8 protein-coding genes are annotated in these 17,166 nt (G+C 44.4%); 4 read left to right on the top strand and 4 right to left on the bottom strand.

Annotated features, from left to right (window positions below):
• Positions 1–10: 10 nt before the first annotated feature.
• The 4 genes from CLV51_RS07380 (at position 11) to CLV51_RS29040 (ending at position 5,717) form a co-directional block, all read left to right on the top strand.
• The gene (locus CLV51_RS07380; RefSeq protein ID WP_146151243.1) at positions 11–2,629 is read left to right on the top strand and encodes a PKD domain-containing protein; all 2,619 of its coding nucleotides are present in this window, start codon (positions 11–13) and stop codon (positions 2,627–2,629) included.
• 64 nt (positions 2,630–2,693) lie between these two features.
• Complete coding sequence (locus CLV51_RS07375) at positions 2,694–4,622, top strand: T9SS type B sorting domain-containing protein (RefSeq protein WP_106527324.1); 1,929 nt, start codon at positions 2,694–2,696, stop codon at positions 4,620–4,622.
• A gap of 32 nt (positions 4,623–4,654) precedes the next feature.
• The gene (locus CLV51_RS07370) at positions 4,655–5,410 is read left to right on the top strand and encodes an SDR family NAD(P)-dependent oxidoreductase (RefSeq protein WP_106527323.1); all 756 of its coding nucleotides are present in this window, start codon (positions 4,655–4,657) and stop codon (positions 5,408–5,410) included.
• A 145-nt stretch (positions 5,411–5,555) separates the two neighbouring features.
• Positions 5,556–5,717, top strand: coding sequence for a hypothetical protein (locus CLV51_RS29040; protein ID WP_158266944.1), 162 nt, complete (start codon positions 5,556–5,558; stop codon positions 5,715–5,717).
• A gap of 115 nt (positions 5,718–5,832) precedes the next feature.
• Here the strand turns inward: CLV51_RS29040 and CLV51_RS07365 are convergent, their stop codons facing one another.
• From CLV51_RS07365 to sov, 4 genes are all read right to left on the bottom strand, one after another.
• Positions 5,833–7,047, bottom strand: coding sequence for a sialidase family protein (locus CLV51_RS07365; RefSeq protein WP_106527322.1), 1,215 nt, complete (start codon positions 7,045–7,047; stop codon positions 5,833–5,835).
• A 4-nt stretch (positions 7,048–7,051) separates the two neighbouring features.
• Positions 7,052–9,334: a TonB-dependent receptor gene (locus tag CLV51_RS07360; protein ID WP_106527321.1), complete on the bottom strand. Its 2,283-nt coding sequence runs from the start codon at positions 9,332–9,334 to the stop codon at positions 7,052–7,054.
• A gap of 66 nt (positions 9,335–9,400) precedes the next feature.
• Positions 9,401–9,772: a hypothetical protein gene (locus tag CLV51_RS07355; RefSeq protein ID WP_106527320.1), complete on the bottom strand. Its 372-nt coding sequence runs from the start codon at positions 9,770–9,772 to the stop codon at positions 9,401–9,403.
• Positions 9,773–9,857: 85 nt separating this feature from the next.
• Complete coding sequence (sov, locus tag CLV51_RS07350; protein WP_106527319.1) at positions 9,858–17,147, bottom strand: T9SS outer membrane translocon Sov/SprA; 7,290 nt, start codon at positions 17,145–17,147, stop codon at positions 9,858–9,860.
• Positions 17,148–17,166 lie beyond the last annotated feature (19 nt).

Here is a 17,166-nt window from a genome sequence, read left to right as displayed (position 1 = left end):
AACCACTGTTTTGAAAAAAATCCTTGTCATCCTTTTATGTATGATATGTGCCCAGGTGGCGCATGCCAGCCATATTATAGGCGGACAAGTGTATTATAAATATAAATCCAGAACAGGCAACCTTATCACGTATACGGTATCTATGAAGCTATACCGTATTTGCGGAAGTGGGGCAAGGATAGCAGAGATGCCCACCACTATTTATCTCGCCTCCTTTGATAAAAGTGACAATAGTTTTATAGCCAGTTACAGGATTGACCGCAGCAATTTTCAGATCAAAACCCTCGCGCAGGTTGACCCTTGTATTGTAAATCCTCCTCCCGCTTGTTTCCAGGTTGGTTTGTTTGAAACAGACATTACTTTACCGGTTAACGCCGAAGGCTATACGATTGCTTTTCAGAGTTGTTGCCGTGACCCGTTCATGATGAATATTATTGCAGAGCATATTCCCGGTGGCGGCCCAAATGATCTGGGTACAGGCGCCACTTATTTCACGGAAATACCTGGTAGTAACAGCGGTGCATTAGTTAATTCCAGCCCGGTGTTTAATAAAGAAGAAGCAACCCTGGTATGTGCAGAAAAGAAATTCACCTACGACTTTTCAGCAACAGATCCTGATGGCGATCAGCTCACCTACGAATTTTGCGATGCGTATAAAGGAGGCAGTACTACCGACCAGAGTGGTATTCCGCCACCGGCTGTGAATCCACCTTACAGCTTTGTATCTTATCAGTCTCCTTATAGCGGTCAGCAGCCCCTGGGGCCCAATGTGACCATTGACGCCAAAACAGGGATCATATCCGGCCTTGCCCCTTCAGCAGGTAAATACGTGGTAACAGTATGTGTGAATGAATTCAGGAATGGGGTGAAAATAGGAACACTACGCAAAGATTTCCATGTGAACGTAACCACCTGTGTAAAGCAGGTAAACGCATCTATGCCCGATAAATATGCTGATTGCAGTGGCTTCACCATTACCTTCAGCAATAGCAGTACCCCTGGTAAGCCCTACTACTGGGACTTTGGAGATGGCACAACAACAACAACCAACAGTCTTGCATCATTCCCGCATACTTATACCAAGGAAGGCACCTATACTGTAAAACTGTACGTGGATAAAGACAGTAACTGCGGCGATAGTGCTACTGCCATCGTATATGTGTACCCCGTATTCAAAACAGACTTTAAAGCAGTAGGCTTATGCACGCAAGCCGCAACAAATTTTACAGACCTTACCCGTTCAGATGCAGGCAGCATAGTCTATTATAAGTGGGACTTTGGCAACGGCGATACTTCCAATCTTAAAAATCCTTCTTACCAGTATAAAGTTCCCGGTAATTATACGGTAAAGCTCTATGCCCGTTCTATTAAAGGCTGCGAGCAAACAATACCGCATGACATCACAATTTATGACAAGCCACCTTTTAATGCCACCTCAGATACTTTGTTGTGTGCAAAGGACAGTTTGCATATGTGGGCCAGTAGCAGCCTTCCCGGTAACTATACCTGGACACCCAATAATTATTTCATATTACAACCCAATGCACCGGACCCAATTGTATTTCCACCGAAAAGCGCTACCTACAAGGTTACTTTTCAGGATACACAGGGTTGTACAAATGATAAAAGCATTTTTGTAGATGTAAGAGATACACTCCATGTACATACCATTCCTGACAGTACCGTATGTACCGGTGATACGATTCATTTGCCATCTGTGGCAGATGGTCAATATACTTACCGGTGGACAAATCTGGGCAGCAACCAGGTGGTGAGCACCAGTGCAGGTGCGGATGTAATACCTGCTCCACCCAAACAATCTTATGAAGTACAGGTAGCCCTGGGCAGATGTCGTGCAGCCGATACCGTTAGTTTAAAAGTGGTAGATCCGCCTAAGCCTACAGCTGCACCTGATACTACCATCTGCTTTGGCATCCCCGTAACACTGCGTGCTACTGGCGGGGCCTATTACCGTTGGTCGCCTGCCTACTATGTGGATAATGCTTCTCAGGCAATCAGCGTAGCTCATCCTCCGGACACCACTACCTTTACAGTAACGGTAACGGATACACTGGGATGCCCCAAACCCGCCACCGCCAGCGTATTGGTAAATGTAGTACCACCCGTGCATGCGTTTGCCGGCAATGATACTATTGTGATGCTGAATCAACCTTTTCAGCTAAATGCCACAGGCGGTATACGTTACACCTGGGCGCCACCGGATGGTTTGAATAATCCCAATATCAGCAATCCTGTCACTACTTATAACCACGATATTACCTATACCGTTACCGCCTACACGCAGGAAGGCTGCAGCGGCAAAGATGGTATCTTCGTGCGCTTCATCAAAGGGCCGGATATTTATATACCTAATGCATTCTCTCCCAATGGAGATGGTTTAAACGATATTTTCCGGCCGCTGCCGGTTGGCATTGTAAAGATGGAATTCTTCCGCGTATATGATCGCTGGGGAAAGCTGATGTTCTCCACCACTGCCTATCTCAAAGGTTGGGATGGTACGGTAAACGGACAACCTGCCGCAGTGGGCGCCTATGTTTGGGTAGTACAAGGAAAAGATATCAACAACAAAACAATTCTTCGCAAAGGAACAGTAACGCTTATAAGATAAAGTAACTCCGATTGAACCGGATGTGCTCTTTTTTTGTTAAATTCAGAGAGCAGTACCCCCCATCATGAAGAGAGCTATACTACTGGTATTGAGCTGCTGTTTGTTACACCTCTTTGCAGCTGGATACCACATCATTGGTGGCGAAATATATTATAAGACATTAGGTATGAATGGAGATAACTCCCGCTACCGTTATCTCATCACCCTGAAATTATATCGCGACGCAGACTTCACCTGTGGCGACCGACAAGGTTGTATCGACAGATTTGAAAACCCGGTTTCCGCAAATGTGTTTACTGCAAATGGTACAAAAATTTTAACATCTGTATATCTATATATATCAGCTACACGTCCACTCATAGATACGCTGAAGAACCCTTGCCTCGCGCCACAGGCACAACACCTTGAAGTAGCTTTTTATACCGCTGTCATAGAGCTGGAACCAATACAGGGTGGTTATTATGTGTCGTCACAGCGCTGCTGCCGCGGCGAAAAGCTCACCAATATTTATAATTCAGAACACGAAGGCTCCACTTTTTTCACTGTTATTCCCGGTATAGAATCCAGACCTGGCAATAACAGTGCATACTTCAACAAGGATACCGCTATCGTCATTTGCAATGCAATACCTTTTACGCTGGATTATGCAGCTTATGATGAAGATGGAGACAGCCTGACTTATAACCTTTGCAGCGCACTTACAGACGGTTCTGCCATCAATGAAACCAATTCTACTACACCACCTCCCTATACAGCGACGGTACGCTATATCCCGCCTTATTCAGGCAATAATCCTATGGGAGGCAATCCTTCTATTGCAATATCATCCAAAGGCCTGATCAGCTGTACGCCAGGCAGAGCAGGAAAATATGTGGTGACGGTATGTGTAAATGAATACGACCGTGTTACAAAACAATTCCTGGGTACACATAGCAAGGATATCCTGCTCACTGTATTTGATTGTACGACCAACATCGTTGCAAGTTTTCCATCTGTATTAAATAACTGTTCAGAAGATCCGGGCCTGCAGGTAGCTATTCCCAACTACAGCACTTCCGGCTTTACCTCTACTTACTACTGGACTTTTGGCGATGGCACAGATACCCTTACGCGTAATAAAACATTGTTCATGCATCAATATCCTGACACAGGTATCTATAAGGTGAAGCTGGTAGTGAATCCTACGCTGGCTTGCCGGGACAGTACAGAAGGTGAGGTACATAATTATCCCGGATTAAAAGCAGATTTCACCATCGATGGGTTGTGTAAAGGCAAGCCTATTCAGTTTGAGGATCTCTCTTCCTACAAATATGGGAATATCACCAGTCGCGCCTGGGATTTGGGTGCAGTAGATACTATCGTTACGCCTGCTGCTGTCAGATCATTCAGTTACACTTTTTCCAAAGGAGATATTTATACGATTTCACTGACGTTGCACACTGATAAACAATGCGAAAAAACAGTAACCAAAAACATACACATCTACGAAGTAAATCCATTTGCGGGGAATGATACCATACTGGCCAGAGGACAGCCATTGGTAATGCAGGGCAGCGGCGGCGATATTTATTCCTGGACACCGGCCGACGGGCTGAGTGACCCTACTATTGCTCACCCGGTACTCAATTATAACAAGGACATCTCTTTCATTTTGCGTGTATCCAATGAGCAGGGATGCTTTGGTTACGATACCATTAGTGTAAAGTATTATACCGGCCCCGAAATGTATATTCCCAACGCTTTTACGCCTAACGGTGATGGGCAGAACGATCATTTCCGTTTCATTCCGGTGGGCATCACTAATTATAAATTCTTCCGCATCTATAATCGCTGGGGGGTGGAAATTTATTCTTCCACCGACTTCCGGACCGGCTGGGATGGCAGCTACAGAGGTATGCCGGCGCCCGTAGACACTTACATATGGATCTTGCAGGGCACCGATTTTACCGGTAAAGAGATCATGAAAAAAGGAACCGTGACGTTGATCCGGTGAACCTTAGTAAATTGCACGAAAAATTACATCTCATGGGTATTGTTCTTATTACCGGCGCAACTGCCGGTTTTGGCCAGGCATGTGCAACTACGTATGCCGGTAAGGGTTATGATGTGATTATTACCGGTCGCCGCAAAGACAGGCTGGACGCACTTCAGACACAGTTAACACAGGAATTTGGTATCAATGTACTGGCGTTGAATTTTGATGTACGAAAGGAAGAAGAAGTAAAAGCAGCGCTGGGTGCTATTCCGGAGAAATGGAGAAATATTGATATACTGGTGAACAATGCCGGTCTAGCAGCCGGATTAAACACCATTGACGAAGGTAGTACCGCCGACTGGGATGCTATGATAGATACGAATGTGAAAGGGTTGTTGTATGTATCACGCATGGTTATTCCATGGATGCGTGCACGTACAACCGGGCATATTATTAACATTGGTTCTACTGCTGCCAAACATGTATACGCCAAAGGCAATGTATATTGCGCCACCAAAGCTGCTGTGGATGCTATTTCGCAAGGTATGCGCATTGATCTGTTGCCTTACCGTATTAAGGTAACCGCCATCCATCCCGGTGCTGCCGAAACCGAGTTTTCGCTGGTGCGATTCAAAGGAGATGAGGCAAAGGCGAAAGAGTTCTATAAAGGCTTTATTCCGCTGAGTGCACAGGATGTAGCGGACGTTGTATACTATTGCACCTCCCTTCCACCGCATGTTTGTATTAATGACCTGGTGCTGACACCTTTACAACAAGCCAACGCATATTATATAGATAAAAATTAACACGATGATGTGATTTCATTTTTTGATGATAGTTTATATTTTGTGAAACATTTATATCTTTCTTGCATTAGTATCCCTTCCTGTGCAAAAAATTTATACCAATGCCAACAGACTAACGACTATCCAAATATGAAACCATATCCCTATGCTTACATTTCTAACTATGTACTTGCTGCGCCTGTACTATCCAACATGGAAAGATCAGTGGCGCCTCTATTTCGACAGATCCAGAAAGGGCAACTACGGCCGATGGGCATCGCGTAAAGATTGGGCCGGACAAAAAGGTTATTCTTTCGGTTACAGTTGAAAAAGATTTTACAGACAGACTAAATCCTGTCAACATTATGAATTTTGGGGCATTTCATTGTTGTAATAACAGCAATGAAATGCCCCAAAATATTAGTGACAGTAAGGACCAGCTACTATGGCAGCTGCACTAACTGATACACCACAGCTCCCACATTACCGGTCCTTCTTTTATAAGCAACCAGCGTTTCTTTACTTTTCAGTGCACCTATTACCGGATAATTAGCATAGCTGCTATCAGTGGTGAGCATACCAGCCTGTATCGTCTTACCATCCGCTGCCTTATACTGAAAGCCTATCCTGCTATTGAAGTCCTGTTTCCATTTTACCGGTTCATCCCATACGATCATCACCTGATCACCGGTTGTGGTTACTATTTGCGGATGTTTTGCCATGAGGACCTTACTCAGCAACTCTTTCTGCGTATAGGTGTGCCCGTTATCTATTGAACGGCAGTAAAAAACACCCTGTCCACTCCCCATAGTAAACCAGGCAAAATGTAATCCCTGGCTGTTGGCTGTAAGCGCAGGTCCTGTATGCGGACAACCATTCACTACCCAGTTATCTGCACTGATACGCACCGGTGCGGAAAATGTTTTGCCACCATCAACAGATACCTGGTGTACCATATCACGGATAGAATCATTGATGATATCGCGGTAGGCTACGTGGATATCACCATTGGCAGCTACATACATTTTGGTACGACAACACTGGCACACTGTTCCTGCAACGGGCATTGCCTGCTTAAAACCTGACTTACCAGCTGTTACTGCAAAATACAATGTAGATCCTTCCGCGTTGGTATTCTTGCGGTTGTCGAGCCATATAGCTGCAGCCTCGCCATTGGGCAACAGCGCCATATCAAAATAACGCTGATCATAGCCGGCAGTATCTGTTACCAACGGCACTGCATCCTGCCAGGACCGGCCATTGTCAAATGATTGTGCATACATCACTTTACCGGCATATTTATTACGCGGATCATTTGCTTCTACACCAAAAAGCGCTATCACTTCCCCACCAGGCTTAAACAACAGTTTAGGCAGGTTTTCATCATGTGGATATACGCCCGCTGTAACAGGAATATTTACCGGTGCAGAAAACGTATGCCCGTTATCGTTAGATACTGCGTAATACATCATTCCGGTAGTGGCAGCCGTATCTTTTTCCACCCAACTGATCACCACATTATCTGTGGCGTCCTTTGTAATAAACGGACAGGATGCATCCTTTCCTGCATGTGATAGTACGATCTCCATACCAGGCTGTATATTGCTCCGGTGGCAGCCTAACGTAAATATCATCATCAGTATAACAACTTGCTTCATCCTGTTATTTTTTACCTGTAAATGTATAAGCCACTCCAAAATTGAAAGTCTGACGTGGCCCTACACGATACGTTTTACCATAGGCCGATTTTTCCGCCGTAGTAGCATACAACTGATCGCCTGCATTCATGCAGTTAACCCAGCATTCAACACTTCTAAACGCATAACCAGCCCGCACATTAAATAAATCGTAGCCATTATAAAGCGAGGTATTAGCAGCATCCATATAATATTTACCAATGTGCTGCCACTCTGCTCCGAGCCTGAAACCCTTTAAACATAATGGTTTCCAGGTAACCTCTGTATTGCTGATCCATTTAGGCGCCCCATTCATCTGGTTATTGTTATACACTTTATTGCCATCCGTATAAGCGTTGAAGATATGTTCTGCATAAGTGCCACTGGTGCGGACAAAAATGCTGCGCAATGGTGTATACTTTGCATTCCATTCTACACCACGATGCGTGGTTGCACCGGTATTGCGGTTTTCATATACACCATCTGCATTTCTCACACTCACAATTTCATTGCTTCCTTTCATTTCATAGATACTCATATCTACATAACCATTGTTATGATCAAACCCAAACCAGCCACCGGCTTCATAATTCTGGTACGTAGCCGATTTCAGCACGGGAACCTTTACACCGGTATATAGTTCTGAAATATTAGGTGGTGCAAACCCTACGCTGTAATTGGCATACAAACCACGGTTATTACCCAGGTTGTAAGTAAGGCCCAGCTTAGGTGTGAAAGCATTAAAATTATTTCGTTCACTGGGTGCACCGGTGTAAGCAGAGGGTGTGAGATGATTATCAAAATTATAATCCATCCGGTCGTAGCGCAATGCCGCCACCACTCTTATTTTTTCCAGCGGAGAAAATTCAAATTGCGTGTATACGGCACTGTTAACCAAGCCTACATGATAATCTGTTAAAGTAGAATCTGTTTGCCGGTAGCTGGCATAATAACCAGCTGCATCTTTTGTGATATCAATATAATTAGCAAGATAGCTAGCCGGGCTGTAATCTGCGCTCACACCTGCTATCAGCGCCGCCTGTTTCCAGTTAAACTGCTTTTTATGCTGTACAATAATGCCGTAACTATTAAATCCGTCGCTGTTAATTTGTCCGTTTGCTTTTTGTGTACCCCTGATATCTTTAATGGCATAAAAAGGATTTTGTCCGATGGTATTATTCCGGAAAAATGCCGTAAAAGTAGTGTGGTTACTGCTGTTCCACTCATGGTCCAGCGTACTGCGTACGCGCAGTGCTTTTACTTCCCGGTAGCTGAATGTCTGGAAATTGCGATAGTCTTTAGCGAAGAAGTGCGCACTATCAAGGCCACCGGTTTGATCTGTTTTATAGTTGATCAGCGTAGCAGCGTTGGTCCATTTATTTTTTTCGTTGATCTGATAATCAATTTTGGCGGTAAGTGCCAGTTTGTGAAAATCGCTGTGATCCATGTAGCCATTACTTTGGTTGGCGTAATAACCACTTACTGCAAAACCTACTTTCTTAACGGTGTTGGATACACTGAAATCAGCCCGTTTATATCCCCAATTGCTGCCTTCCAGCTGTACTTTGGCGGTAGGTACCAAGGTAGGAGATGCAGTGATAAAATTCACCGCGCCGCCTACTGCTTCGCTGCCATATAGAGAAGACGCCGGTCCCCGGATCACTTCTATATTTTTCAGGGCGGCCATGTTAATTTCTATCAGCGCATTATGGTTAAAATCACCGATGGTACGGATAGGTATCCCATCTTCCAGGTAAAGAAATAAGCTCTTATAACCAATAGGTTGCCGGATAGCCATAGTATGTTGCTCATTGCCCAGATCAACCATGTACACACCACTTACCTTATTCAGCACCTGGTCCAGTGTAGTGGCTTTGGTATCCTGCAAAGTTTGTGGAGATATCGTACTAATAGCAATGGGCGCCTCTGTGCGGCGCTGCTTATCACGCGAGGAGGATACAATTATTTCATTCAGATTGGTAGCTTTTTGTTGCAGATAGATTACCCGTGTTTTCTCTGCTGCATTTACAGCTATCTGTTTTGTTATATAACCGATATAAGATATTTCTATAGTATCTGTTGCCGTTGCAGATAATTCGTATTTCCCCTGTATATTGGTATTACAGCCGCTTGCTGCATGTAATAATCTCACATTAACGCCTGGCAGGGCTTCTTTTGTTTGGGCATCTGCCACACGCCCATGCATTTGCTGGGCATAACTGTTGCATACAGCCATGCTCGCAATGATGAGTAAACAACATTGTTTCATGTATCATAATGGTTTGCTGCCCACAGTGCGGGCAGGGTTAGTCAGGTAGTATAAGAAGGATAAAACTTAGCTAACCATTGACTGTGGCGGATGGAAGATGGAGAATACGAAAGTATCCAGGTTAGGATCTTTATAAAAAACAGTGAAAGTAATTTGATCAGCAGGGGGTGCAGTGTGGAAAATATGGAGGGCATCTACAAACATTACCTCATATTTATCCTTGCTGGTATTGTTGTTTTTTTCCTGTTGCGCGTCCCGATCCAGTTCTTTTTTGAGGTGACACCTCCCATTACAGTGCATTTCAGGCTTGTTTTTGTTTTCGCAAAGCACTTGTGCAATGTATGATTGGTTGGCGCGAAACTGCATAACAATCAGGCTCCTGCTGAAATTCTGCAGCAAAAGACCTATGAAGATGCATATGATAAGAAAATATTTCACACAACCACTTTTATCGGCGCAAAGGTAAGGAGTTGAAATTATCCTGCGCAAAAAAAATCCCGGATAACTCCGGGATTCATATTGTTTATTGTGATAATACAAATCGGAAAGTAATACCTCCCCGCGTACTCGTAATAGGATACGCTGTGGAGATGACCGGTATCGTCTGCCTTCGGTCATAGAAGAACCGGAGGTTGAGGCGGTTATTAACAACATAGTCAATGGACGGCGCAATGCCCACTACTTTTTGCCCACTGGTAGGAATAACCAGGTCTGCATCCAGTCGGTTATTGGCCGTTTTATCATCCCGGAAGCTCAGGTCCAGCCGGAAGTTCATATCATTCTGTAGTTTTTTGTTGCCGTTTTTATTGAGTGCAAAAGGCAGCTGAATACCTCTTACCCGATAGCCCGCGCCTATAATGATTTCGCTGGAACGTAATTCTGTCAGCTGGTAATCAATAAGGCTCAAACTAAGTGAACGGCTTTTCCTGAATTCTACCCGTGCATTAAAACTATTGACAAATGTCAGATCCACCCCCAGCAGTGGTGAAAACGACTCTGTGAGGGTGAGGTTAGGCACCAGGAAATAAGGGAAATAATTACCGGATACTGTATCTCTGAATGCCGGGAAACCTGTCAGGCGCGGATCTTCAAAATACATAGATGTATTATAAGAGTTCATGCTCAATGTACCGGTATATGCATGTGTAATGGTAAAATTCGTCAGGAAAGAGTGGAACGGCTCCAGTTTGGTTAATCCGTTGTAAGTAAGGCGCCAGTTAGGTTTCGGGATGAAATTACTGAAAGGATTACTTCTTACATTACCATTTCCTTCTTTCAACAATCCTATCTTATCCGGACTCTTACCCGTGTAAGCCGCCAGGAAGGCAGGTATCAGCACGTCCTGTGCATATCGGGTATAACCGTAACGATACGCAGGATCTTTAGGATCATTAACAGGAACGCCTGGCTGATTATTGTATGGGTTGGCGGTTCCCAGTCTTTGAGAAATGGTATTACGATATGCTTCAAAATTGCGGAAGGTCTGAGAAATACCGTCTTTGGTATTAATCTGTCCAAACATTGTTTTGATAGCGATATAAGTAATTTCAAAGCCCCCGGCATCATATGGACTCAGGTGCTGGAAATCCGATGGATCCGTCAGATTTTTAAACAATTCCGTATGTGTTTTGGTAAACGACTTGGTCATGTTCAAATCTATACGCAGATCATTAAACGGCTCCAGCTGGGCTTGTGCATCCCATCTTTGCGTGAACTGCTGTTGCGCCTGTACGTTAAAAAGCGTATCTGGTGTAATCAGGCCTTTTTTGGCAAAATTATCCAACCACTTCCTATCGGGCTGATAGCCAAATACAAAAGGCAGCCCCGGAGCCATAGAAGCCCAGTTCATACCCAAAATCTTGGTACTGTCTATATATCCCGGCAAACGGGTACCTGCATTTTCATTATAGTTAAAACCAACACGTTTCAACATCATGAGCGGCTTCAGTATCCCTTTCACCCACGGTGATATTTCATCTGCTGCGGCCTGGTTTTGTTGCGCCTGATTAGCAGCAGCTGTTTTATTAGCGTTATTATTATTGTTATTATTCTGCGAATTATTATTGTTCTGCGGTTTGCGCGTATTTATCTTTCGCAGATATTTTGATTTATTATATAGCTCTGTAAACTTGAATTCTGCTGTCAGTGTTTTTTGTTGTGAGTTCTCAATCGCATTACCGAGGTATATAGCCAATTGAGATGCACCTGTCCACCGGTATTCCGTGCTGTAACCAAAGGCAATATTGGTCCAGCTTAATGCCGGGAATTTAGCCATAGGTAGTGTATACGTGAAATTGGCGTTATGCATATAGTTGGTGCTACGTCCTCCTTTGAAGAAGTTGTGGCGCACTGTATCCTTCTTGGCAGAATTATCTATACGACCATTCGGTTCATCAATGCGGGCATTGTTAACCGCATTAAATTCAAAGTTGATACTCCTGGTAAAGTCCCATTTTAATGTATAGTAGCGGTCAAACGTAAAGTATTTATTGTACGTTTCCGGTAGCTGGTATTTGACATCACCTCCTACATTCCGGATACGGGTAGCCCCAAACTGCCTGGAAATATCTGCCCGGAAGCTAAGGATAGATGGAACATAGTTGATGTTGAAATCACGTATCAGGTCCAGCCAATGCGTTTTGCTTTTGATCAGTTTTTTAAATGGCTCCAGGTAATGCGGTTGCCCGGCATAGTTATAGCCCATGCCCCCACGGTGTTTGGTAAGCTGATCATTTTTTATCAGTGGGTTATGCCGGAGGATCTGAGAGAAGGAGTAACTGATGTCAAAATTCTCAATATCCCACAAATGGTGCTTTCCGCCCCCACCCAGATTAAGTTTTCGGACGTTCGTAAAGTTCAGACTTTTAATGGAAGTGAAGTCCTGCGCATCTTTCTTGATAGAATCTCTTTCCTGGCGGTTTCTGGCCAGGGCAATCTTATCTTTCAACTTAATATCCAGATCATAAGGATCATATTGCGGATTGCTGGCAGATTGTGAATAACCTGCATATACCGGAATAGAGATACCTGCTTTTTTAGGTAATAGCTTACCCAGATCCAGGTTAGCTGCTGCATCATATTGCAGGAAGTTATCCCTGAAGCGCTCATTCACCCGCTGATCAATATTACCGAAACCGGCTGTGTGCATATTACCCGAAACGGAAATAGTACCCAGATCTGATAGCTGTACATCTACTCTACCCAATGCAGCATAGCCACCTTTTTCATCAAAGTCGGCGAGGCGCAATTCATCCAGCCATACTTCCGCACAACGCGGTTGCCCATCATCTTTAGGATTGAGTATGCCTATCATCATGGTACGTGCATCTCCCAAACTTGGGTTACCAACCACCGACATAAAATTACCATATGCATCTGCAACCGGTACTGCCGGGTAAGGTAACAACGGGGTACAGGAATCGCACATATTACGTTTCTGTTTCAGCGCACTCAATTGTGACATCACCAGATCCAGATTATTACGATCCGGCCAGATATCCGCGGCAGTTTTAGGGCCATTCCAGTCAGTTACTTTCAATGGAATGCGATATTCATAGTAGTTACTAACAAAGTCGCTACCAATACGAATTACTGCCTGTATCTGTCCATCTTTCAATGCAGTGGCAGATCCAGATGCTTCCGCATGGATATACATCTGCAGTTTTTTATACTGACGCATATCCATGTTTAATGTTTTGTAGAGTGCTCGTGTTTCACCGTCCTTGAGGTTACAAACCTGTATAGACAATGATTGCTCATTCAATTGCAGGGTAGTATTATTGGTGCTGATAGTATTCTGTCTTACTACTCCCGGAGGTAACACATACGGAATAGGTGTACGGGAAGAGTTTTCTTCAATATTTACAGCGGAAGAATTAAAGGCCGTTGACTGGTCCAATGGAATAGGATCACCCGGTTTCAGCTCATACATATAACGGCGCCATTGGTTGCGCACCAGTTCCAGCTTCGCGAAACGCACCACCACTGAGTCATTGAAGTTAGTGAGGAACATACGCATGAAACGAATGGATTTAAAATCCGGTATGTTGCCTATCTTATTGTTATACTGGTTCAAAGGCACCTTAAACTGGTACCATGTTTCTGTTGTTTTTTGTCCGTTCGGTAAATCTACTGCCGCATCTATCTTATCCACAATAAAGTTAGATCCCACGGCCATGTTAGGTTTCAGATCCACCCGGTATTGGAAATACTCTTCCGTTTCATTCATGGTACCATCCCTGTTCAGATCTTCAGACTCCGGAATATTGGTGGCAGCTGTAGAGAACTGGGAATTAGGATCAGATACCGGGGAGTTACCTTCAGGGTTGCTATAGTTTTTGTAACGGCCCAGGATATTGGTACGGGCAGCATCATAATCCGCACTGCGATAATGTTTGTAATCATCGTTCGACGGATCTTTAATCGCCTGTGCCATTACGGGTGTTCCACCAAAGAACATGTTCAGCGTATCCATATAGCCTTTGAAGAAAGCCGCCTCATCTTTTGATTTCAAACCATCGTAACCAACGTCCTGGTAGCTGCGGATGTTAGGATCGTTGTCAAACGCCTGGGTAATCTGCTGCTGAAACTTAGGTACACGGCCCCATTTGGAGGAGTCGATCTTGTTAGGGTCCTGGTTGGGATCGGGCATACCATTTTCAAAAAACTTCTTAGAGTCTTTGAGAATATCTTCCGATACGTTTCCAAGGTTAAAGTACAATGATCCACCGCTGCTGGTAGGCTGTTTGATAAAAGGATCCTGTATCCAGAATTCGATGTATTCTATATTAGCTGTTTCAAAATCACTGTTATCAATGGCACGCATGATACCGCCCCATTTGCCCTGCGGTCTGGCTAAACGGCCATTCCGGTCCATCGCCAGGGGGCTGTTGGTAAAGTTATACGGACCTCTTTCTGTAGGATAATAAGCCAAATCAAGTGTACTCAGCTGGCTCTGTCCAAAGTCGGTAGATCTGTTCTTAAAAACTTCTTTCTGATATACCAGCCTTACGCGCGGATCCGACTGATCATCAGCAGAGATACCTGGTGGCAGGTTGGGCGACTTAGGTATTTGCAGCGTAGGTTCAATAATATACCAGGCCAGTTTAGCCCTGTTTTTACCATACTCCAGGACGTTGTTAAGCTCTGCTTCCGGAAAAAGCACCCTTCCACTGGCATCTCTGGCTCCTTTGGGAGTAGATGCCAACGCCCAGCTGGTAGCCGGGAACTTCAGGTCGTACCCGCTTTTCACACCTTCAAAATCATCTATATATGCCGTACCCTGCTTGCTGCCGGGTTCATTAATCAGTTTACTGTGGCCAGGGAATAACCGGGCTACTTCACCAGTGAATAAAATGTGAGAAGGAGAAGTAGAAGTATAGTTAGGCAACTTATCCAGGAACCTGGAGAGTCCTTTCCATTCTGAGGCATAGTTTGCATCCAGACCTACCATGGTGTTTTTGATAGGGTCTTCGCCGTAGTTCACCTTCTGATAATAAGGTCTTTCGCTCATGCGCACAACGGTACCTCCCAAACTTAATTTATCATTAACGATGTAATCCAGTCGCGTACCAAAATAGTTACGTACCTGTTGACCAAACAAAGCATTGTTTTCAAACTGTACATTGATAGGTACACCGGAATTCAATACGCCGCTGTTAATGATTTTGAGCTTACCCAAGTTATAGTCAATGATAAAATCCACGTTTTCACGCAGCTGCTGCCCGCCTGCCGTTACTGTTACAGAGCCTTGCGGAATGGTAATACCGCCACCCAGACTGATTTCGGAGGAGTTAGCTGATTTATAGGAACCACGTATCACGTAGCGGTTTAGTTGCGGGAATTGTTGGGCCACTACTTTGATGGAGTCATACAACACATTGTAGAGGTATTGTTTTTCCAGGCTGGCATCTCCACCGAAGGCCTTTTTAAGTCCGCCTGCAAAGGGTTCCAGCACAGGGAACATAATCTTTCCTGTGAGTGAATTTATCGTATAGCCTTCTACGTAGTCAAACACTCCATCGGGCTGTGGATCCAGTTGATTGTTGAGCCGATCCAGGTTAAGGATAGTAATGATAGGTGCGCCGGCAAAATCTCCCTTGGCATCAGGGATATACCGTTTATCGCTGGGGGGCCTGCCTTCAGCACCCGGATCTTTATAGTATACATCCATCCGGAAATCTTCCTTATTTACCTGGAAGCCGCCGGTGGCGTAAATATTTTTCATCATCAGTTTCCAAATCGGCAGCGTGGGACGTGCGGAAGTAGCTTTCAGCAATTTCAGGAACAGAATAGGCTGATTGGCGCTGTTATTTTGATCCGGTGGTACATCCTGCGAAAATTCCCCTACCTGGTACACCCTTCCATTATAGGTGTATTGATAGGCAACCGCCAATACTTCATCTGGTTGCAGTTGTTGAATCAGGGAGATGTAGCCCAGTTGTTTATTATAAGTATATTCTGTGGAGTCCAGTTTTCTGGCAAATATTTTTTCAAATTCAGATACCGGTTGCAGACCTAATCCCAGCAATCGGCTAACTACTGTCCCAGTGTTACGACTGGCCGGGTCACGGATAAGGTTTGTATAGAGGTCATTGGTCGCCCTGTCCGGCAACTTGGAACTGGATGTTACATGTATACTGGTAGTGTTATAGGGTTCATGTTCTGCCAGGTCCATCAGCCCCACGATATCGCGGGTTTGCGTAGTGGCTCCTGTTTTGTTTGTAACCCAAACTTCCATGCGGGTAATATTCACCAGGGATTTTATTACCGGCAGGTTAGACATGGCATCATTGAACTGATTCCTGAAATACTGTGCCAGCAGGAAGTGACGGTTATCTTCGTATTCATCGGCACGGATATTATAATCCTGTACCTGGGTACCTCCTTTTAACATGAGGTTCTGCTTCTGCGACTTCTGATTAGAAAGTACGCTGGTTACTGTTAAGCGACCAAACTGTAATTGTGTTTTTACCCCGAAGAGTGATTGAATACCTGAAATAAGAGAGCTGCGCAACGGGAAGCTTACGTTACCTGCTTCGATCTTCTTGATAATTTCGTCGTTGTAGCCGGTATATTCCAGTTTTACCTGGTTTTCAAAATCGAATTGAGATTGGGTGTTATAGTTGGTGATAAGTTTTAGCTTATCGCCAATTTTACCTACCACATTCATGTTGATGCCCATATCAAAATTAAATCCGCCGTTCTTACGCGCCTGCTCTACCAGCACGGGATTTTTGATATTTTGTCCCTGGTAACCGAAAGTGAGGTCCAGGCTACCTTGTGGACGTATGTCTACTTTACTGCCACCAAAGATGCGGTCAAAGAGGTTGTTACCATTATATAATGCGGGTCCGTTACTACGTTGGTTCAGGTTACCTAGGGCGCTGGCTCTTTTTTGCCAGTAATCCTGTTCACTCTGTTTGGTTTGTAGTTTATAGAACTCGTCGAAGTTCATGTAGGTAGGGTTACGATAATACTGGCTACCGATTTTTTCGGTAACGGTATATTGTTTGGTAACCGGATCGTATTCTACCGTTTTGTTGATATTAGCGGGGTCCTTAAGGTCAATAGCATTCCTGGACGCAGGATCCGTGATATTGGGGCCGCGTCTGTCCTGAAGGGGGTATTTCAAGGTATCTTTTTTCCCGGTAGTATCGATTTTGGTTTGACCTGTAATGGTGGTATCCGGCTCCCAACTCTTCTTTTTCGATAATTTCAGATTCCCAGAACGATCCCTAGCGGCAGTATCAACAATGATAAAGGACACAATTGCTAAAACTGCAAAAGCACCATAGAATGTTTTTCTTGCCAAGAAAAATAGGTTTTTATAG

The sequence above is a fragment of the Chitinophaga niastensis genome (assembly GCF_003014755.1).
Taxonomy (GTDB): Bacteria; Bacteroidota; Bacteroidia; order Chitinophagales; family Chitinophagaceae; genus Chitinophaga; species Chitinophaga niastensis.
Note: the sequence above shows the minus strand (reverse complement) of the source record. Positions and strands in the feature narration are given on the sequence as shown.

Bases quoted from the DNA above. Each gene is read 5' to 3' on its own strand.
- CLV51_RS07365 (WP_106527322.1), bottom strand. From the start codon at position 7,047: ATGAAGCAAGTTGTTATACTGATGATGATATTTACGTTAGGCTGCCAC.
- CLV51_RS07375 (WP_106527324.1), top strand. From the start codon at position 2,694: ATGAAGAGAGCTATACTACTGGTATTGAGCTGCTGTTTGTTACACCTC.
- CLV51_RS07370 (WP_106527323.1), top strand. From the start codon at position 4,655: ATGGGTATTGTTCTTATTACCGGCGCAACTGCCGGTTTTGGCCAGGCA.
- CLV51_RS29040 (WP_158266944.1), top strand. From the start codon at position 5,556: ATGCTTACATTTCTAACTATGTACTTGCTGCGCCTGTACTATCCAACA.
- CLV51_RS07360 (WP_106527321.1), bottom strand. From the start codon at position 9,334: ATGAAACAATGTTGTTTACTCATCATTGCGAGCATGGCTGTATGCAAC.